This is a genomic window from Desulfogranum mediterraneum DSM 13871 (assembly GCF_000429965.1).
Lineage (GTDB): Bacteria > Desulfobacterota > Desulfobulbia > Desulfobulbales > Desulfobulbaceae > Desulfogranum > Desulfogranum mediterraneum.
The window spans coordinates 78,034-94,237 of record NZ_AUCW01000019.1 but is presented as its reverse complement, the minus strand read 5'-3'; the positions used below and the strand labels follow the sequence as shown (position 1 = coordinate 94,237).

The 16,204-nt window shown below is 55.4% G+C and carries 9 protein-coding genes; 5 read left to right on the top strand and 4 right to left on the bottom strand.

Features of this window, described 5'->3' with window-relative positions; all coding sequences use genetic code 11:
* Positions 1-46: 46 nt before the first annotated feature.
* The 4 genes from G494_RS0110465 to G494_RS0110450 all read left to right on the top strand — a co-directional run bounded on the left by G494_RS0110465 (position 47) and on the right by G494_RS0110450 (position 8,008).
* A complete protein-coding gene (locus tag G494_RS0110465; protein WP_028584508.1) occupies positions 47-700 on the top strand; it encodes a histidinol phosphate phosphatase domain-containing protein in 654 nt (217 codons plus the stop codon).
* Between the two features lie 228 nt (positions 701-928).
* Positions 929-1,294 (top strand): OadG family protein, encoded by a 366-nt coding sequence (locus G494_RS0110460; RefSeq protein ID WP_028584507.1) that lies wholly within the window; start codon positions 929-931, stop codon positions 1,292-1,294.
* Positions 1,295-1,332: 38 nt separating this feature from the next.
* On the top strand, positions 1,333-2,457 hold the full coding sequence (locus G494_RS0110455) for a sodium ion-translocating decarboxylase subunit beta (protein WP_028584506.1): 1,125 nt from the start codon (positions 1,333-1,335) through the stop codon (positions 2,455-2,457).
* A gap of 172 nt (positions 2,458-2,629) precedes the next feature.
* Positions 2,630-8,008 carry a trifunctional serine/threonine-protein kinase/ATP-binding protein/sensor histidine kinase gene (locus tag G494_RS0110450; RefSeq protein WP_028584505.1) on the top strand — a complete coding sequence of 1,793 codons (5,379 nt, stop codon included), beginning with the start codon at positions 2,630-2,632 and terminating at the stop codon, positions 8,006-8,008.
* Positions 8,009-8,079: 71 nt separating this feature from the next.
* Here G494_RS0110450 and G494_RS0110445 read toward each other — a convergent pair whose 3' ends face one another.
* The 3 genes from G494_RS0110445 to G494_RS0110435 form a co-directional block, all read right to left on the bottom strand.
* A complete protein-coding gene (locus G494_RS0110445; RefSeq protein WP_028584504.1) occupies positions 8,080-10,080 on the bottom strand; it encodes a methyl-accepting chemotaxis protein in 2,001 nt (666 codons plus the stop codon).
* 277 nt (positions 10,081-10,357) lie between these two features.
* Positions 10,358-10,558: a cold-shock protein gene (locus tag G494_RS26120; protein ID WP_084456664.1), complete on the bottom strand. Its 201-nt coding sequence runs from the start codon at positions 10,556-10,558 to the stop codon at positions 10,358-10,360.
* Positions 10,559-11,284: 726 nt separating this feature from the next.
* Complete coding sequence (locus tag G494_RS0110435; RefSeq protein ID WP_028584502.1) at positions 11,285-11,626, bottom strand: TraR/DksA family transcriptional regulator; 342 nt, start codon at positions 11,624-11,626, stop codon at positions 11,285-11,287.
* Positions 11,627-12,157: 531 nt separating this feature from the next.
* Here G494_RS0110435 and G494_RS25395 point away from each other — a divergent pair.
* Positions 12,158-14,926, top strand: a complete 2,769-nt coding sequence (locus tag G494_RS25395) for an ABC transporter substrate-binding protein (protein ID WP_051305591.1) — start codon at positions 12,158-12,160, stop codon at positions 14,924-14,926.
* Between the two features lie 180 nt (positions 14,927-15,106).
* Here the strand turns inward: G494_RS25395 and G494_RS22845 are convergent, their stop codons facing one another.
* On the bottom strand, positions 15,107-16,192 hold the full coding sequence (locus G494_RS22845) for a DUF3089 domain-containing protein (protein ID WP_051305590.1): 1,086 nt from the start codon (positions 16,190-16,192) through the stop codon (positions 15,107-15,109).
* Positions 16,193-16,204: the final 12 nt, after the last annotated feature.

Below are 16,204 nucleotides of genomic sequence, written 5' to 3'. Positions count from 1 at the left end.
AGATTCCCTTACACTTGACATAAATTTTACTGATAGGAGGTTTGCCATGATAGACCTGCACTCCCATACCTTTTTCAGCGATGGAGGCCTGGTTCCCTCGGAGCATCTGCGCAGGGTCGAGACCCTTGGCTACCAGGCCATCGCCATCACCGACCATGCCGATTCCTCCAACCTGGAATTCTTGATCAGCCACCTGCGCCAGGCGGCAAACGACCTGAATCCGCTCAGTTCCACCCGCCTGATCGTCGGTGTGGAGCTGACCCATGTCCCGCCGCCACTGATCAAAGGCTTGAGTCTGCAGGCCCGGGCCCTTGGGGCGGAGCTGGTGGTGGTCCATGGGGAGACTCCGGTGGAACCGGTTCAGCCCGGAACCAACCGGGCGGCCATCGATGCCTGCGTTGATATCCTGGCCCATCCTGGTTTTATCAGCGAGGAGGAGGCGGCCATGGCGGCCGAAAACGGGGTACTGTTGGAACTCTCGGGGCGCAAGGGCCATAGCCTGACAAATGGTCATGTGGCCAAGATGGCGAAAAAAGCCAAGGCCGGCCTGGCGATTAACTCCGATGCCCACGGTCCAGGAGATTTCCTCAGCGCTGCCATGGCAGAGAAAGTCGGCCTTGGTGCCGGGCTGAGTAAAGAGGGGTATCTCCAGGTGCGCAGCAACATGGAGGCGCTGGTCTCAAAAATAGCAGCCGGCTGAGACCTTAACCGGCGGCTCGCTGAAAAATGAGCATGCCCACTTTGGGATGAATTGGAGACCAGGGTGGTTAAAATTTGACAATATGTCGGATTTTATGTACATATTTACTAATCTGCGTCTAGACTGGAAAAATTTTCCTGTTCAGGAAAATTGATAACCAATCCGTTAACTACAAGGAGGTTTCGTTTGTCTGGTATCGAAGCTATTACACATTACAATGGATGGGCTATGGCAATCGTTGGGGCTACCATTGTTTTATCAGGCCTGACCATTCTGTCCCTGATCATATCTCAACTCCATAAGATTGTCGGCTTGCTTGAGAAAAAGGCGACTGTCAGCGTAGAAGTTCCCCAGGAAGCTGAAGGCAATCCAAAACCCTCTGTTGCTGCGGACAACTGCCCCTCCAATATCGCTGTTACCATTGAGATCTACCAACCACTGGTTGAGGAACTCGAGGAACAGTTCCAACTGGCAGACCTCTATGAGCTTGCCGAAAAATACCACCTCCCCCACCCTCACCTCTCCATTCGCTGCCTGCGGGAAGCCGGCAAACTGGAATCTCTTGGTGACGGCTACTTTCGGCTGGCTGCATAATTTCTCTTTTTCCTAGACCTTAAAGGAGGACTACATAGATGGAACTGTTCATACAATTTTTGACCAACACAGGTTTTTACCTGGCAGACTACCGTAACCTGATCATGCTGCTGGTGGGCATTGTCTTTGTCTACCTTGCCATTGCCAAAGAGTATGAGCCCCTGCTGCTCCTGCCCATCGGTTTTGGGGTAATCATCGGCAACATTCCCTTTTTTAAAGGATTCGGCATCGGAATCTACGAGGCAAACTCGGTGTTGCACTACCTCTACTTCGGGGTGACCTCGGGACTCTATCCCTCCATCGTCTTTCTTGGCCTGGGGGCAATGACGGACTTCTCCTTTCTGCTCTCCAATCCCAAACTGATGTTGCTGGGAGCTGCCGCACAGATGGGGATTTTCTTCACCCTGCTCAGTGCCATGGCCCTGGGCTTTGCCCCCAACGAGGCCTCCTCAATCGCCATCATCGGCGGCGCCGACGGGCCGACCTCCATCTTTCTCACCGCCAAGCTGGCACCTGAACTCATTGGCCCCATCGCCATCGCCGCCTACTCCTACATGGCCCTGATCCCGATCATTCAACCGCCCATCATGAAGCTGCTGACCACGGACAAGGAGCGGCGCATCCGGATGGCTGATCTGCGTGAGGTTTCCAGAAAGGAACGGCTGATCTTTCCTGTCGTCGGAGTCATGCTCTGCTGTTTTCTTGCCCCGGCCTCCATTCCCCTGCTCGGGCCCTTCTTCTTCGGCAACCTGATGAAGGAGAGCGGCGTGGTGGAACGACTGGCTCAGACCGCACGCTCAGCCATCATCGATACGGCTACGATCTTTCTCGGTTTTACCGTGGGTGCCAGCACCCAGGGCGATGTCTTCCTCAACCCTAGGTCCATCGGCATCTTCGCCCTTGGGGCCATCGCCTTCAGCATAGCCACCGGCTCGGGAGTCCTCTTTGCCAAATTCATGAACCTGTTTCTCAAACAGAAAATCAATCCCCTGCTTGGCGCATCCGGTGTTTCCGCCGTACCCGGGTCTGCCCGAGAGGTACACATGATGGGCCTGAAGACCGACCCCACCAACTACCTGCTCATGCACGCCATGGCCTGTAACTCTTCCGGGGTCATCGGTTCTGCCATCTGCGCTGGAATCCTCTGGAGTTTCAACATGTAAAGCCTCTGGTTTCATCTTGTTGGTCCATCTTGTTGGTCCCTAAAAGCGGTTGTCCTTGCCAGGGCACCGCTTTTTTTTTTGAGATCGATCCTGAAATGATCAGTCAGTCCCTGCTTCCTGTAGGCTTCGGCAAGAACGGAGACAGCGTCTAATCCTGGAGTAAAAGCGTGGTATGCTGAATATCGAAGGAATTGAAATCCATGAAGAGATCCTGAATCAAGGGCATTTCCGGCTCCACCGCGCCGTCCATCTCAGCAGTGGCTCCCCTCTGCTGGTCAAACTCTCCAGTCTCCAGGCTCTGGGGCAACACAGCCCCGGTCAGCTCTCCCGGGAATTTGAGCTCATCCGCCTGTTTCACTCCGACCTGATCGTCACAGCCTACTCCTTACGTCAACATAGGGAGCAGGAGCTGCTTCTCCTCGAGGACATCAAGGGGGTGCCCCTCTCTCAGCTCAGTACCCACCGGGAACCCCTCAAGCTGGGCAGCTTTCTCAAACTGGCCCTGCAACTGACCAGGGCCCTTGTCACCATCCATGGCAAGGCACTCATCCATAACCGGATCAGGCCTGACGCCATCTTCTATAACCCTGACTCAGGACAACTGCAGGTCATTGATTTCAGCAGGGCATGCCGACTTGATCCTCTGCCCGAACCGCCGGCTGGTGAACAGCTCCTTGGGGAGCAGAGAACCGATCAAAAGGGAGAGCAACTCACCTCGGCCTTTGCCCCCATAGCCTCGCTTCATCCCTCTCAATACCCTGCAGCCGACGGCCAGCAGGCAGGTCCTCTCCCCTCTTCTGCCAGAGATCAGGCCATGGTTGAGGAGTTAAGCTACGCCTCACCAGAGTATAGCCGTCGACCAGGGCGGCAGCTGGATTGCACCTCGGACCTCTATTCACTGGGTGTTCTCCTCTACGAACTGCTCACCGGCACCCTGCCCTTCACCAGTCAGGATCCCCTTCAGCTGGCCCATGCCCACCTTGCCAGCAGACCGTCAGCCCCCCATAGCCTCAACCCGGAAATACCGTTGACCCTTTCCCGGATCATCCTCAAACTCCTGGAAAAATTTCCCGCCAACAGGTACCAGAGTGCTGTCTCGCTGCAGCTTGATCTCCAACACGGTCTTGATGACTTGAGCGCAGCCAACACCATCTCCAGTTTTGAACCGGGTTGCCAAGGGCTGCAGCAACGCGACAGGTCGGCCACCCTCCATGGCCGCGAACTTGAGTTGGACCAGCTCCACCAGGGCTATGCTGCAGCCCGGAGAAAACCTACCTCCCTTATCAGGGTGTCAGGCTCTGCCGGGACCGGTAAGACCGCCCTGGTTCAGGCCTTTAAAGACTCCCTGGCCCAGGAGAGTGTCTTTTTTTTAAGCGGCAAGTTTGATCAGTATCAGCGGGAGACGCCCTTTGCACCCCTGGTCCAATGCCTGCGGGAGTTGACCCAGCTGTTATTAGGTCTGGATCAGGTTGGCCTGGAGAGCTGGAAGAAAAAAATACTCAAGGCCCTTGGCCCCAATGCTCGGGTGGTCATCGATGTCATCCCGGACCTGGTTCTGGTCACCGGCAGGCAGCCTGAGCTGCCCCTGCTGGATCCGACTGAAACCAAGACCAGGTTTGAGCGCTCGCTCAAACAGTTTATCGGCGTTATCGCTTCAGAAGACACACCCCTGATCCTCTTTCTCGATGACATGCAGTGGGCCGATCCTGCGTCCCTGGCCCTGTTGGACCTCTTTCTCTCTGATCAAAGCAACCGGGGGCTGCTGGTAATCGCTGCCTATCGTCACGATGAGCTGACCGCCGACCATTCCCTGAGGACCCTTATCCAGCGAAACAAAATCAGAGAGGTCACCCTCCAGGCTATCCGCCTCCATGATTTCAGCCTTACCCAGGTCAAGACCTACCTGGAACGGCTCCTGCCGGACGATTGTACCTTTCTTCATCAGCTGGCAGGCTTGTGTCTGGAGAAGACCAACGGCAACCCCTTTTTCCTTGATCAGTTCATACGCACCCTGTTCCACGAAGGGCATCTCCAGATAGACCCGGAGAGCAAACAGTGGTACTTTGATAAGGTCCAGATCAGCGGCTCCACCATCTCTGAGAATGTCGCCACCCTTATCCTGAACCGCTTCAACCAGTTGGCTCCCGAGTGCAGGCAGCTGCTCCAATTGACCGCCTGCCTCGGCAACAGCTGCAGCCGGCAAACCCTGCTCCGGGTTAGCGAACTTTCCCCGGAGCAGCTCGACTCTCATCTCCAGCAGGCCGTTGCCCAGGGCTTTTTGCTGGAACGCTGCCGCTCGGACGAGCAGCCGAGCGGCTCAGGGCGACCGGCTGAGGGTCGATCAGGTACCAGCGAAACCATGGACCCCAGCTATACATTTTCCCACGATCAGATCCGTCAGGCCGTATATCTGGAGCCTGATCCGGAGACCAGACAGGGCTATCACCTGACCATTGGTCGACGTCTGCTCCAGGCGGATGGGGATCAATATCAGCCCAGGGATCCATTTATCGTTGCCAGTCACCTGAACCAGGGGCACCAGCTGCTCCAAGACCGGGAAGAACGCTGCCAGCTGGCTGCCCTGAACCTTCAGGCCGGACAGGCAGCGTTCTCCACCGTGGCCTATGACTGGGCCTGTAGCTACCTTGAAACCGGGCTGGCCTTGCTTCCGGAAGATGCCTGGACCGGGGGAGAGTACCAGCTCTGTCTGGATCTCCATATAGATTGCGCCGAGGCCATGTACCTCAACGGCAGCTTTGGATCCATGCAGAAACTGGTCCTCCTGGTGGAAGAACATGCACGCTGCCTCCTGGATACCATCCGAATCTACGAGATAGAGATCCAGGCCCTTACGGCCAGAAACAAGCTCAACCAGGCCGTGGACAGGGCCCTTACGGCACTTCGCCTGCTTGATGAAGAGATCCCCACCAATCCCAGTAAGCTCGACCTGGTTCTGGCCTACCTGAAGACCAGGTATCTGCTCAGGGGAAAAGAATCGGAAGAGCTGCTTGATCTCCCTAAGATGGAAAACCCCCATAAACAGGCCGCCATGCAGATCCTCTACCGGATCGGCACTGCAGCCTACTACAAGGGAGCCGATTTTCTGGCCCTGGTGGCCTGCAAGACCGTGCAGCTCTCTCTCAAGCACGGCAATACCAGCCATGCCGCTGCCGTTGGCTATGCCACCTTTGCCATCATGGAGTGTGGACTGGTCGGTGACATCAACCATGGCTATGCCTGCGGCCTGGTGGCCCTCAAACTCCAGGATCGTTTTGTGGCGCAATCGATTCTACCGGCAACCCAATTTATCTTTGCCAACCTGATCCAACACTGGAAAGAACCCCTTGAGGCAACCCTGGGGCCCCTGAAGGAGGCCTACCATCACGCCCTGGAACTCGGTGAGACCGAGCACGCCGCTCTTGCCCTCTACAGTTACAACAACCGCCTATTTCAGCTGGGAAGCAATCTGGAGGTCCTTGCCGAGAAGATGGCAAAATCCAGGAATATTCTGGAACAGATCGGCCAGGAAATCATGACCTCCCGGCAGGCGGTCGCCCAGCAGGCGGTGGAAAATCTGCTCGATCCCACTGCTGAACCCACCCGCTTTTCCGGCCGTCACTATGATGAGGAGGCGATGATCCCCCGTCATCTGGAATCCGGCGATCAGACCACCCTGTTCCAACTCTACGTCTTCAGCCTGAGTCAGGCCTTCCTGCTGGGTGAACACAGCTGGGCAGAGGCCGTGGAGGAGAAGGCCTGGCCTCTGGTGCAGAGCTCCATCTCCTCTGCCTTCCTGCCCCAGCTCTATTTTTTTTCCTCCCTGACCAAGATACAGCTCCTGGCCAAGGACCACCGCCGCTCAGCCCGGCCCCTTAAACGTAAGATCCAGGCCAACCAGAAAAAACTCTCCACCTGGGCCAGACATGCCCCGTGTAACTTTCTCCACCTCTTTGAACTGGTCCAGGCAGAACGCTACAGGCTTGCCGGTGAAGATAGCCTGGCCACTGAGTTGTACGAACAGGCCATTGCCAATGCCAGGCAACATGATTTTATTCATTACGAGGCCCTGGCCTATGAGTTGGCAGCCAGCTTCTATCTGGACAAGGGGATGGAGCTGATCGGAACCACCTATCTCCAAGAGGCTTTTTCCCGCTATCGCAGCTGGGGTGCCGCGGCAAAGACCACGCAGCTGGCTGCCAAATATTCCCAACTGGGCAGCCAGCCCCTTCAGGCTCTGCCGGCCCTTGCCGCTGGCACTGGGCAGGATGAGCAGGGACCATCTGGACAGCTCTCATCCCTGGACATGATCACCATGGTCAAGACCTCCCATGCCCTGGCCAAGGAGATCAAGCTGGGGAGTTTTTTGAAATCCATGTTAGAGATCATGATGGAACACGCCGGTGCCGAGCAGGGAATGCTCTTTCTTGAGAGGGAAGAGGAATGGCTGGTCAAGATCAAAGGCCGGGTCCAGGGAGGCGTTATCCAGATATTGCAAGATCCTGTAGAGATCAGTTCCCAGCCCCTTGCTCCCCAGTCCATGGTCAACTATGTGGCCAGGACCAGGGAAAGGATCATCTTGGATAATGCTGCCTCCAGCACCATGTTCCGCGGAGACGCCTACATTTCCTCCCAGCAGAGCAGATCCGTCTACTGTGCCCCGGTCCTCACCCAGGACCGGGTCATCTGTATCCTTTTCCTGGAGAATAACCTCTTGAGCGGTGCCTTTTCGCGCAAACAGGGAGACCTGCTCCAGTACCTGGGCTACCAGGCCGCCATCTCCCTGCGCAATTCCATCCTCTACGCAGAACTTGAAGAGACCGTCGGCAAGATGGACCAGGAGATAAAAAAACATCAACAGACTCAGCGTCAACTGCTCCATTCCGAAAAGCTCTCTGCCATCGGCCGGATCACCGCCTCCATTGCCCATGAATTCGGCAACCCGCTGTTAGGGCTCAAATTCTTGATTAGCGATATCGACAAACATGAGCAGCTTTCCCCTAAACGGCGACAACTGCTGGAGATCGGACTCAAGGAATGCAGCCGCCTCCAGGCCCTTATTCGTAAACTCCGTCAGGTTTCACACCCCTCTTCCGGTGAGGCCGAACCCTGTGACATCCAACTCATCCTCAGAGACACCCTGCTCTTTTATCAAAAACTCCTGGAGTCGGCAAATATCCTGCTCCAGACCCATTTCCTGCCGGACCTGCCTCCCTGTAAGGCGGTCAAGGATCAGATCACCCAGGTGGCTACCAACCTGATCCTCAATGGAGTTGATGCGACCAGGGGAAAGGGGGGGGAGTTGATTATCTCCACCTGGTGCAACGGGGAGTATCTCTTCTTTTCGGTGGCGGACAATGGCCAGGGTATCAGCCGGGAAGATCAGAAACAGATTTTTGAGCCCTTTTTCTCCACCAAACCGGAGGTGGAGGGCACAGGCCTGGGCCTCTCTGTCTCCTATGGGATCATCACTGCCCATGGCGGTACCATTAGCGTGGAATCCGATCCCGGTAAGGGCTCCTGTTTCACGGTAAAGCTGCCGCAGCAGCAATAAAACAGGGGCACATGGCGATTGCCATGTGCCCCTGTTCAGGAGCTGTCATCCATCCCCGGTCATGGACTGTTTCAGGCGATCTTGAAACTACCCACAATCCGGTTGAGTTCAGCTGCAAGTTCCTGAAGGTTTGCGGCATTGGTTTTGACCTGACCACTGCCCCCTGAGATCTCGGAGGAGGCAGTATTCACCGTAATAATATCCTGGGTTATGGTCCCGGCAACCACCGTACTCTGGCTGACGTTTTCATTCACCTCACCGATGCCCAGGGAAACCTGAGCAATATTGTTGGCAATCTCTTCGGTGGCAGCCGACTGTTCGCTGACCGATGAGGAGATGGTGGAGACGATCTGGTTGATGTCGTGGATCACGGTGGTGACCTGATTGATCTCTTCGACGGTGACAATGGTGGTCTCCTGGATCCCGCTGATTTTTTCCTTGATATCCTGGGTGGCCTCGGCGGTCTGCTTGGCCAGTTCCTTTATTTCATTGGCAACCACCGCAAAGCCCTTGCCGGCCTCACCTGCCCGGGCCGCCTCGATGGTGGCGTTCAGGGCCAGCAGGTTGGTCTGTTCAGAAATCTCGTTGATCGCCTCGGTGACCTTACCGATGGCCTGGGCGGCACTGCCCAGATCAGCCATCTTCAGGGAGGTGCTCTCCGCCTTCTTAACGGCCTCCATCGAAATGGCAGCAGCATTATTGGTACTGTCGGCAATCTCATTGATGGTTGCGGTCATCTCTTCGGCCGAACTGGCCACCATGGAGGTATTGGTGGTGGACTGTTCCATGGCAGCAGCCACATTATTGAGATTGACGGTCATCTCCTCGGCGGCCGCAGCTACATTGTCGGCTCGCTGGGAGGTATCTTCAGAGCTTTGCGATAACTCGCCCGCCACCTGGGAGAGCGTCGTCGAAGAGTCATCTATGGCCCTGGTATTTTTGGCCACATCAGCGATGATTCCCTGTAATTTTTCAATGAAGATATTGAACCAGCGAGCCAGGTCTCCGATCTCATCCCGGGTGCTGACCTGGAGTCGCATGGTGAGATCCCCCTCGCCTTCGGCAATATCCTTGAGCCCTTCCACGGCATGGCCGATCGGCCTGAGGATGGATCTGGAAACCGAGATGACCAGAACAAGGACCACCACCAGGGTAACGCCGGCTGCGATCAGGATACTGTTGCGGATGGAGTGGACAGAAGCCAGGAACTCGTCTTCATCCTGGGTCATGGCAATGGACCAACCTTTCAAGGGGACCGGGGCATAGCCGGCAATCTTGGGAGTACCCCGGAAGATATAATCCTGGGCCCCCTGTTTGCCGGCGATCATGGCCTGGCTGATGGCAGCCATCTCTGGCAGAGTCTTCAGGTCCAGGGTCATCTCGAGTTTATGGTTGGGATGAGCCAGGATAATTCCATCTTTATCGGTCATAAAGGCATAACCACTCTCTCCTACCTTAACCGTTGAGACCAGGCTGGTCAGAGGCTTCGCCTTGAGGGACATCCCAAAGATACCCAAGAAGGTCCGGTTGTCCGAGTAGATCGGAGAACTGACCACATAGATGCGTTCACCGGTCACCTTGGAGTTGACGATCTTGCCGGTAACGGCCTGTCCTGAATTTTTGGCTTTGAGGAAGTATTCCATGTCCGCCAGATTAACCCCCTTATACTCCTTGCCGTTGTGGAGTTCACCGGTATACATCTGACCTGCGGCATCGGTGACAAAGATTCCCAGATAGTTCTGGTCCAGCAGCTTGAATTTCTCCTTCATCAGCAGACGGAGCTCGGCAACCTCTTCCCGGGCATTGGCGATCCCCACCTGACGGACCTTTTCTCCGACCTGACGTACCCCCTTATCCGTGGCATGGGCGGCAGCGGTTTGACTCTGGGCGCTGAGGGTTGCCTCGATGATGGCTGCAACCTTGACGGCCTGGGATTCAGCATTGTCCCTGGAAATGGTCTGCAAGGCATCTGAGGCCTTTTGCACGGTTAAAACCCCGACAACAGCCAGGGGCAGGGTTACGGCCAGGCAGCCGCCGACAATAAGTTTAAATCCGATTGATCGTACATTCATAGGGGGGACTCGCATTCTCTGGATGGGATCTTGGGCAACCATACCCTTAAGAAGAGGAGTGATTGCAGTGTCTACAGTTAAACTTCTGCCATTGTATGGTTGGAGGAAATTAAAAGTCAAAAAAAAAGTAACTTTAGCTTAACATTTCAGCTTCAGGGGGGTGGGAGGGAGGGTCAGACAGGGGAACGGAGATGCTGCGAGGGGATGGAGATGGAACGCAAATAAAAAAAAACCCCGCCATGGGCGGGGTTTTTCTTACAACTATCTGTTCAAGGAATTAAAGGCTGACAACGTTCTCCGCTGCAGGTCCTTTCTGTCCTTCAACAATATCAAAGCTTACTCGCTGGCCTTCCTGGAGACTTTTGAATCCTGTTCCCTGGATTGCAGAGTGGTGGACAAATACATCTTTACCGCCATCCTGTTCAATGAATCCGAATCCCTTTGAGTCGTTAAACCACTTAACTGTACCTTCAACCATGAATACCACTCCTAACTACAGGGCTACTGTGTTCACCCTTGTTTTAAAAAACCGGGTGATTCCTATTAATACCCGGTATGTAATCTCACACTGTAGATTACGGTTTCTTATAAAGCAAGTATTTATTAATATTGCTTTTTTATCACTGGCAACTGACCGGAGATGCGCGCTCATCCGGCTGCCTGTGCATGTTGGGGTGTACAAAAAAGTACCCTTTGGTGGATAATTCGGCCACAAGCACGCATTTGCTTAACGGCTTGTGGTTACCATGGTGTCCAGCTTTGTCCACAGGCCAGAGGTTGGGGCCGATTCTTTCATGTAGAAGAGAGCAAAGACTTAAGCTACCAGGATTAGAGTCTGAAATCCGATCCTTAATATCATCGTATATGCTCTAACGTGCACATGTAATAAGGGAACTATTACATGGTTCCCCCCATTATGCAACAAGAGAATGGCCATTTTTCAAGACTTTTTAAAATAATAGTTGGCCCAGGTGTGCGGGTCTCTTTCTGTTGAGCCGAGGGAGAGTAGGTTCAGAGGTCTCTCATTGATCGGCACCGCTCCTTGTACGATGCGGTGCGCCATCACCTGGGTCCTTCAGCCAGCCTAGACCATGCAGGTCCGGACCCTGCCGAAAAAAGGAGCTCACCTGGAATGATGCTTTTCAAGGCCGCCCCGGGGGCTCTGTTGAGCCTGGCTTAAGACCTCCTGCCAGGCGGAGGGGAGCTACATCTTGGAGGCGCAGGAGACGCAGAAGGGATTAGCCGGATCGATGGACAATCGGCGAAGATCGATTTCCTCATCGCAGAGGGCGCAGTAACCGAACTCGTCCTCATCCATCCGCTCCAGAGCGGCCTCAATGCGGACGAGTTCAACCCCACGGCGCCTGCTGGTCTCCTGAGCCATGGCCTGGGATTGGATGGCATCCATCCGAGAGAGACGCCCGACACTGGACTGATCCAGGGCAACGGGTTGGGTACATTCCCTGTTCGCTTCCTGGGCGGCCAGGAGTTCCTGGCGGCGGCCCAGCAAGGTCTGACGAAACTTTTGCAACTCCTGTTTCTGCATAACACTCTCTTCCGGGGTTACTGGCTGTACATTTTTCAGCAGCCACTGCAGCGAGCAACTGGCAGCCGCTCCCTCTCTCGCCTCTCACCTTTGTCAGCCCGACCTGGCAGCCGCCCAAAAGGGTCTTGATTTCCAGATCAGACAACTGGAGTAGGATACCATGTTCTCAGCTCCTTGCCCAGTGTCCAGTGTCCGGCGCCCCTCAGGCCCACGCCTCCTGACTTGAGGCTACTTGAAATGTTGCTTTTTCTTCCGATCTCTGGGTTACGGTTAACATTTCATGCTCGGATTACCAGATAAATGCCTGCGGTACAATTATCCCCACGCCTCGGAGACTGCGCTGACCTGATCTTGATCGAAAAATCTGATTTTTCAAGGTGCCCTTAAGTAAAATCTGGATCTCACCTCCGCGTAATGTGATAAAATACCCTAAATCTATAGTACCCTCTATCCACAGGGAACGGCCAGGTGGTTGGCCGACTAGATTCCCGGATCACCTGCTCTCAGCTACACTGCCAAGGAATCCCTTCCATGGATCCAACGACGACAACGCTGGCCTCTCCCCTCTTTTCCCGCCAATGGTACAGCCTCCTGCTCCTTCCTCTGTTGGTCCTGCTCCTCCTCTTGATCGAAGCCGGTGCTGCTCATGGAGAGCAGACAACAGCTCTGCAAGCGGTCAGCCTCCAACTCAAATGGCATCATCAATACCAGTTTGCAGGTTACTATGCGGCCCTGCATCAGGGTTTTTATCGGGACCAGGGCCTGGATGTTCAACTCCTGGAAGGCGGACCCCAGATAAAGGTCGATGAGCAGGTCCTCTCCGGTCACGCCGATTTCGGTGTCCTCGCCTCTGAGCTGATCCAGAAAAAAGCCGAGGGGGAGCCCATGGTCCTGCTGGCGGCCCTCTTCCAGCACTCCACCCGAGTCCTCCTGATCAGGGCGGAGTTGGGGGTGGAGAGCCCTGCAGACCTGATTGGTAAGAGCCTGATGATCAACCTTAACGAGGATATCGAATTCCAGGCCATGTTCCTTGCCGAGGGGGTCGATTACCGTCAGCTTTCCCTCCAGCCTAAAGACCAGAGCGCAATCTCCCGATTCAGCACAGGCGAGATCGATGGCTTTAACGGCAGCATCGGCAACCAAACCTACCTTCTGCAACGCAGGAAGCTCGCCTACACCACCATCCGACCAATCAACTACGGGATCGACTTTTACGGAGATAGTCTCTTTACCTCGGCCCGACTTCTCAAAAAACAACCTGAGGTGGTGGACAAATTTCGTAGCGCCTCACTCCGTGGCTGGCAGTATGCCATGGACCACCAGGAGGAAATGATCGCCCTGATCCGTGAACACTATGCTCCTGAAAAATCCCTGGAACAGCTGCGTTTTGAAGCCCAGGCCATCGAAAGACTGATCATGGCCGACATCGTGGAGATCGGACACATCAATCCCTACCGGGTTGAACGTATCGCCGAGATCTATGCGAAGCAGGGACTAATCCCTGCCGACTATGCACTCAGTGGCTTTATTTATACCCCAACCAAAGAGAGAGGCGATTTAAAAAGAATTATCATCCTGCTCGTCTTCGGTCTAAGCGGGCTTGTCCTCTGTACCCTAATTTTCCTATTCTTTAACGCCCGCCTGAAACGACTGGTCACAGCCCGTACCCTGGAACTAGACCGTGCCAATAGCGAGTTAAGGGGAGAGATGGAAAAAAGGCGGCAGAGGGAGATGGAAATCAAGGCCAAGCACAGCCTGCTGGAAACCGTTATCGAGGGTACCGATGATCCTGTCTATGTCAAGAATCTCAAGGGCGAATACCTCCTGGTCAATTCGGCCTTCGAGGAGGCCCTGGGGCAGAGGAAGGAAGCCATCATAGGCAGGGACGACCAGAATTTGTTTCCTCCGGAGGAGCTGCAAACCATCAAAGAGAACGATGCCCGGGTCATTGACTCGAAAACGTCGTATACCAGCGAAGAAAAGTTGACAACCAGCCAGGGGGAAACCTGCTGGTTGACCTCTAAGCATCCCTACCGGGATGCTGCAGGCCGTGTCATCGGTGTGATCGGCATTTCCCGGGACATCACTCAGCTCAAACTCATCGAACGGGAGAAAAAACTCCTCCAGGAGCGGCTCAATCAAGCCCAGAAGATGGAGGCCATCGGTACATTGGCAGGAGGAATTGCCCGTGATTTCAATAACATACTTGGCGCGATACTGGGCTATGCCGAGTTGGCCTGGGAGGACAGCCCTTCAGACTCCACCATCCGTGAAGAACTTGGGGAAGTCATTACCGCCAGCCACAGGGCCAAGGAGCTGGTCCAACAGATCCTGGCCTTCAGCAGACAAGCCGAGAGCAAACGGATTTCGTGTCAACCTGCCACGATCATAAAAGAGAGCCTCAAACTGCTCCGCTCTTCCCTTCCCACGACTATTAGCGTACACCAGGATATCGATCCAGGCTGCGGCTCCATACTGGCAGATCCCACCCAGATCCACCAGATTATCATCAACCTGGCCACCAACGCCTTTCATGCCATGGAATCCCAGGGGGGAACGCTTTCTCTTGCTCTCCGGCAAAGATACTACTCCCTTGATGACTTATCACAACTGGCAGAGGCCGGTACAGCCCCCCCTGGGCACTATCTGGAACTGCGCTGCAGCGACACCGGCCTTGGAATCCCGCCCCAGGTTATGGCCAAGATATTTGAGCCCTATTTCACCACCAAGGAGACCGGCAAGGGTACTGGTATGGGGCTGGCCATTGTCCACGGAATCGTCCAGAGTTACGGCGGAGTTATCAGCTGCAAAAGCAGGGAGGGAGAGGGCTCCACCTTTACGGTCCTTCTGCCGGTCTTCTCGGAAAAAGGGACTCCTGCACTCAAGGAGGAGGACCTGCCCCTGACCGGAAGCGAGCATATTCTCCTGGTGGACGACGAGACCATGCTGGTTGACCTGGGTCGGATCATGCTCAAGCGTCTGGGCTACAGGGTAACCGGCGTATCCAGCAGCACAGAGGCCCTGAGAATCTTTCAGGAGCAACCACACGCCATTGACCTGGTCATAACCGACCAGACCATGCCGGGAATGACCGGCTTGGACCTGGCCCGGGAGATGCTTCGGCTCCGGCCGGGGGTACCGATCATCCTGGCCACAGGATACTCCAGTATTGTTGCGGAAAAGGATGTCCGGGCATTGGGGATCAAAGGTTTTGTGATGAAGCCTCTGCTTAAAAAGGAGATCGCCTCTCTGATCAGGACCCTTCTCCGGGAAAAACCAACCACAACCCCAGGAGAGTAGCGCGGAACAGGCAGTTTGTCCTCTTCAAACTGCTGTAAGGTGTAAAGAAGAATCCTTACCGCCTCTGCCGGTACATTGCCCTGGTACACTCCCGCCGCTGTGCCCGAAGCAACACGCCAGCCACAGGATCCCATCCTAGAGGACCAGCCCTGACTCCGGGCAAACAGGCTGCTGGCCCGGTTACTCGTCTGCCGCAGCTTCCCTCTCTGCCTGGTCCTGGGCCGGGTATCCCCTGTTCAGGCCGGGCCCGCCTGACTGCTCGGGATGAAGCGTCAGAAAGGCCTGGATCCTCTGAGCCAGGTTGGCCTGGATGTTTTCATAAAACAGACCATAGTCATAGGGATGATACACCCCCTGGGGGAAGGCAGGCGACGGAGACGGCAACAACGAAACCTGGGTGGGCCTGACCACCAGGGCTCCGTCAATAATCTGGGCCGAGGTGAATCCTGGAATAACGGTACGGCTGTCGTCCCCATGGAAGAAGACCGAACCCAGGTTTTGGCGGCCACTGACTATGGCCTGATCTGTAGTCCAGGAGAGCGGGTTGACCACCAGGGCCCCGGGAAGGACGGTAGGCGCCTGAGACTGCATCCCCGGGGCCACCGTATTGTAGCTGATGATACAGGAGGTCTGTTTCGGAGCTGTGCAGAGACCCAGCCGGTTGTTTTGTTGGAGATCACCCCTGGTCACGGACCAGCCGATCAGGTAGGCGGCAACCAGTCGCTCTTCCCCTCCCAGTTTGCCCCACTCCCGAACCAGCAGCTCGGTCAACAGCTTCGCCCCTTGGCTATGGCCGGCCAGGATAAAGGGACGCTCCCGGTTATAGCGGCGGAGATAGTACAAAAGGGCCTGCCGGATATCCTGGTAGCCATAGGCCATGAGCAGTTCCTGCTGTTCTTTGTCTAAGTCCAGGGCTGCCAGGTTCATCTGCCGGTAGAGGGGGGCATAGAGGTTGGCCTGACCGCTGAAGACTCCGGCCTGACGGCTGAGGGTACGGGTCGCCGCCTCTTGGAGCTGCGGATCGCTGATCTCCATCAGCCAAGCTGTTTCGTCGCTAAGGATGGTGGGATAAACCCAGAAAACATCCACCCCATACTGATCAGGGGACTCGGGCAGGACAATCCAACTCTGTTCCTGACCGTAGTCAGGCCGTTCCGGCACCTGGTCGGGATCAAAGGGGGCAAGGCCATTGCCTTTGGCTGGGCAGGTGTTCAACCAGAAGAACAACAGTGCCAGCAGCCAACTCAAGGAGTAACAGTATTTCATGGGGCTCAGGAA

Bases quoted from the DNA above. Each gene is read 5' to 3' on its own strand.
- G494_RS0110465 (WP_028584508.1), top strand. From the start codon at position 47: ATGATAGACCTGCACTCCCATACCTTTTTCAGCGATGGAGGCCTGGTT.
- G494_RS0110460 (WP_028584507.1), top strand. From the start codon at position 929: ATGGCAATCGTTGGGGCTACCATTGTTTTATCAGGCCTGACCATTCTG.
- G494_RS0110455 (WP_028584506.1), top strand. From the start codon at position 1,333: ATGGAACTGTTCATACAATTTTTGACCAACACAGGTTTTTACCTGGCA.
- G494_RS0110450 (WP_028584505.1), top strand. From the start codon at position 2,630: ATGCTGAATATCGAAGGAATTGAAATCCATGAAGAGATCCTGAATCAA.
- G494_RS0110445 (WP_028584504.1), bottom strand. From the start codon at position 10,080: ATGAATGTACGATCAATCGGATTTAAACTTATTGTCGGCGGCTGCCTG.
- G494_RS26120 (WP_084456664.1), bottom strand. From the start codon at position 10,558: ATGGTTGAAGGTACAGTTAAGTGGTTTAACGACTCAAAGGGATTCGGA.
- G494_RS0110435 (WP_028584502.1), bottom strand. From the start codon at position 11,626: ATGCAGAAACAGGAGTTGCAAAAGTTTCGTCAGACCTTGCTGGGCCGC.
- G494_RS25395 (WP_051305591.1), top strand. From the start codon at position 12,158: ATGGATCCAACGACGACAACGCTGGCCTCTCCCCTCTTTTCCCGCCAA.
- G494_RS22845 (WP_051305590.1), bottom strand. From the start codon at position 16,192: ATGAAATACTGTTACTCCTTGAGTTGGCTGCTGGCACTGTTGTTCTTC.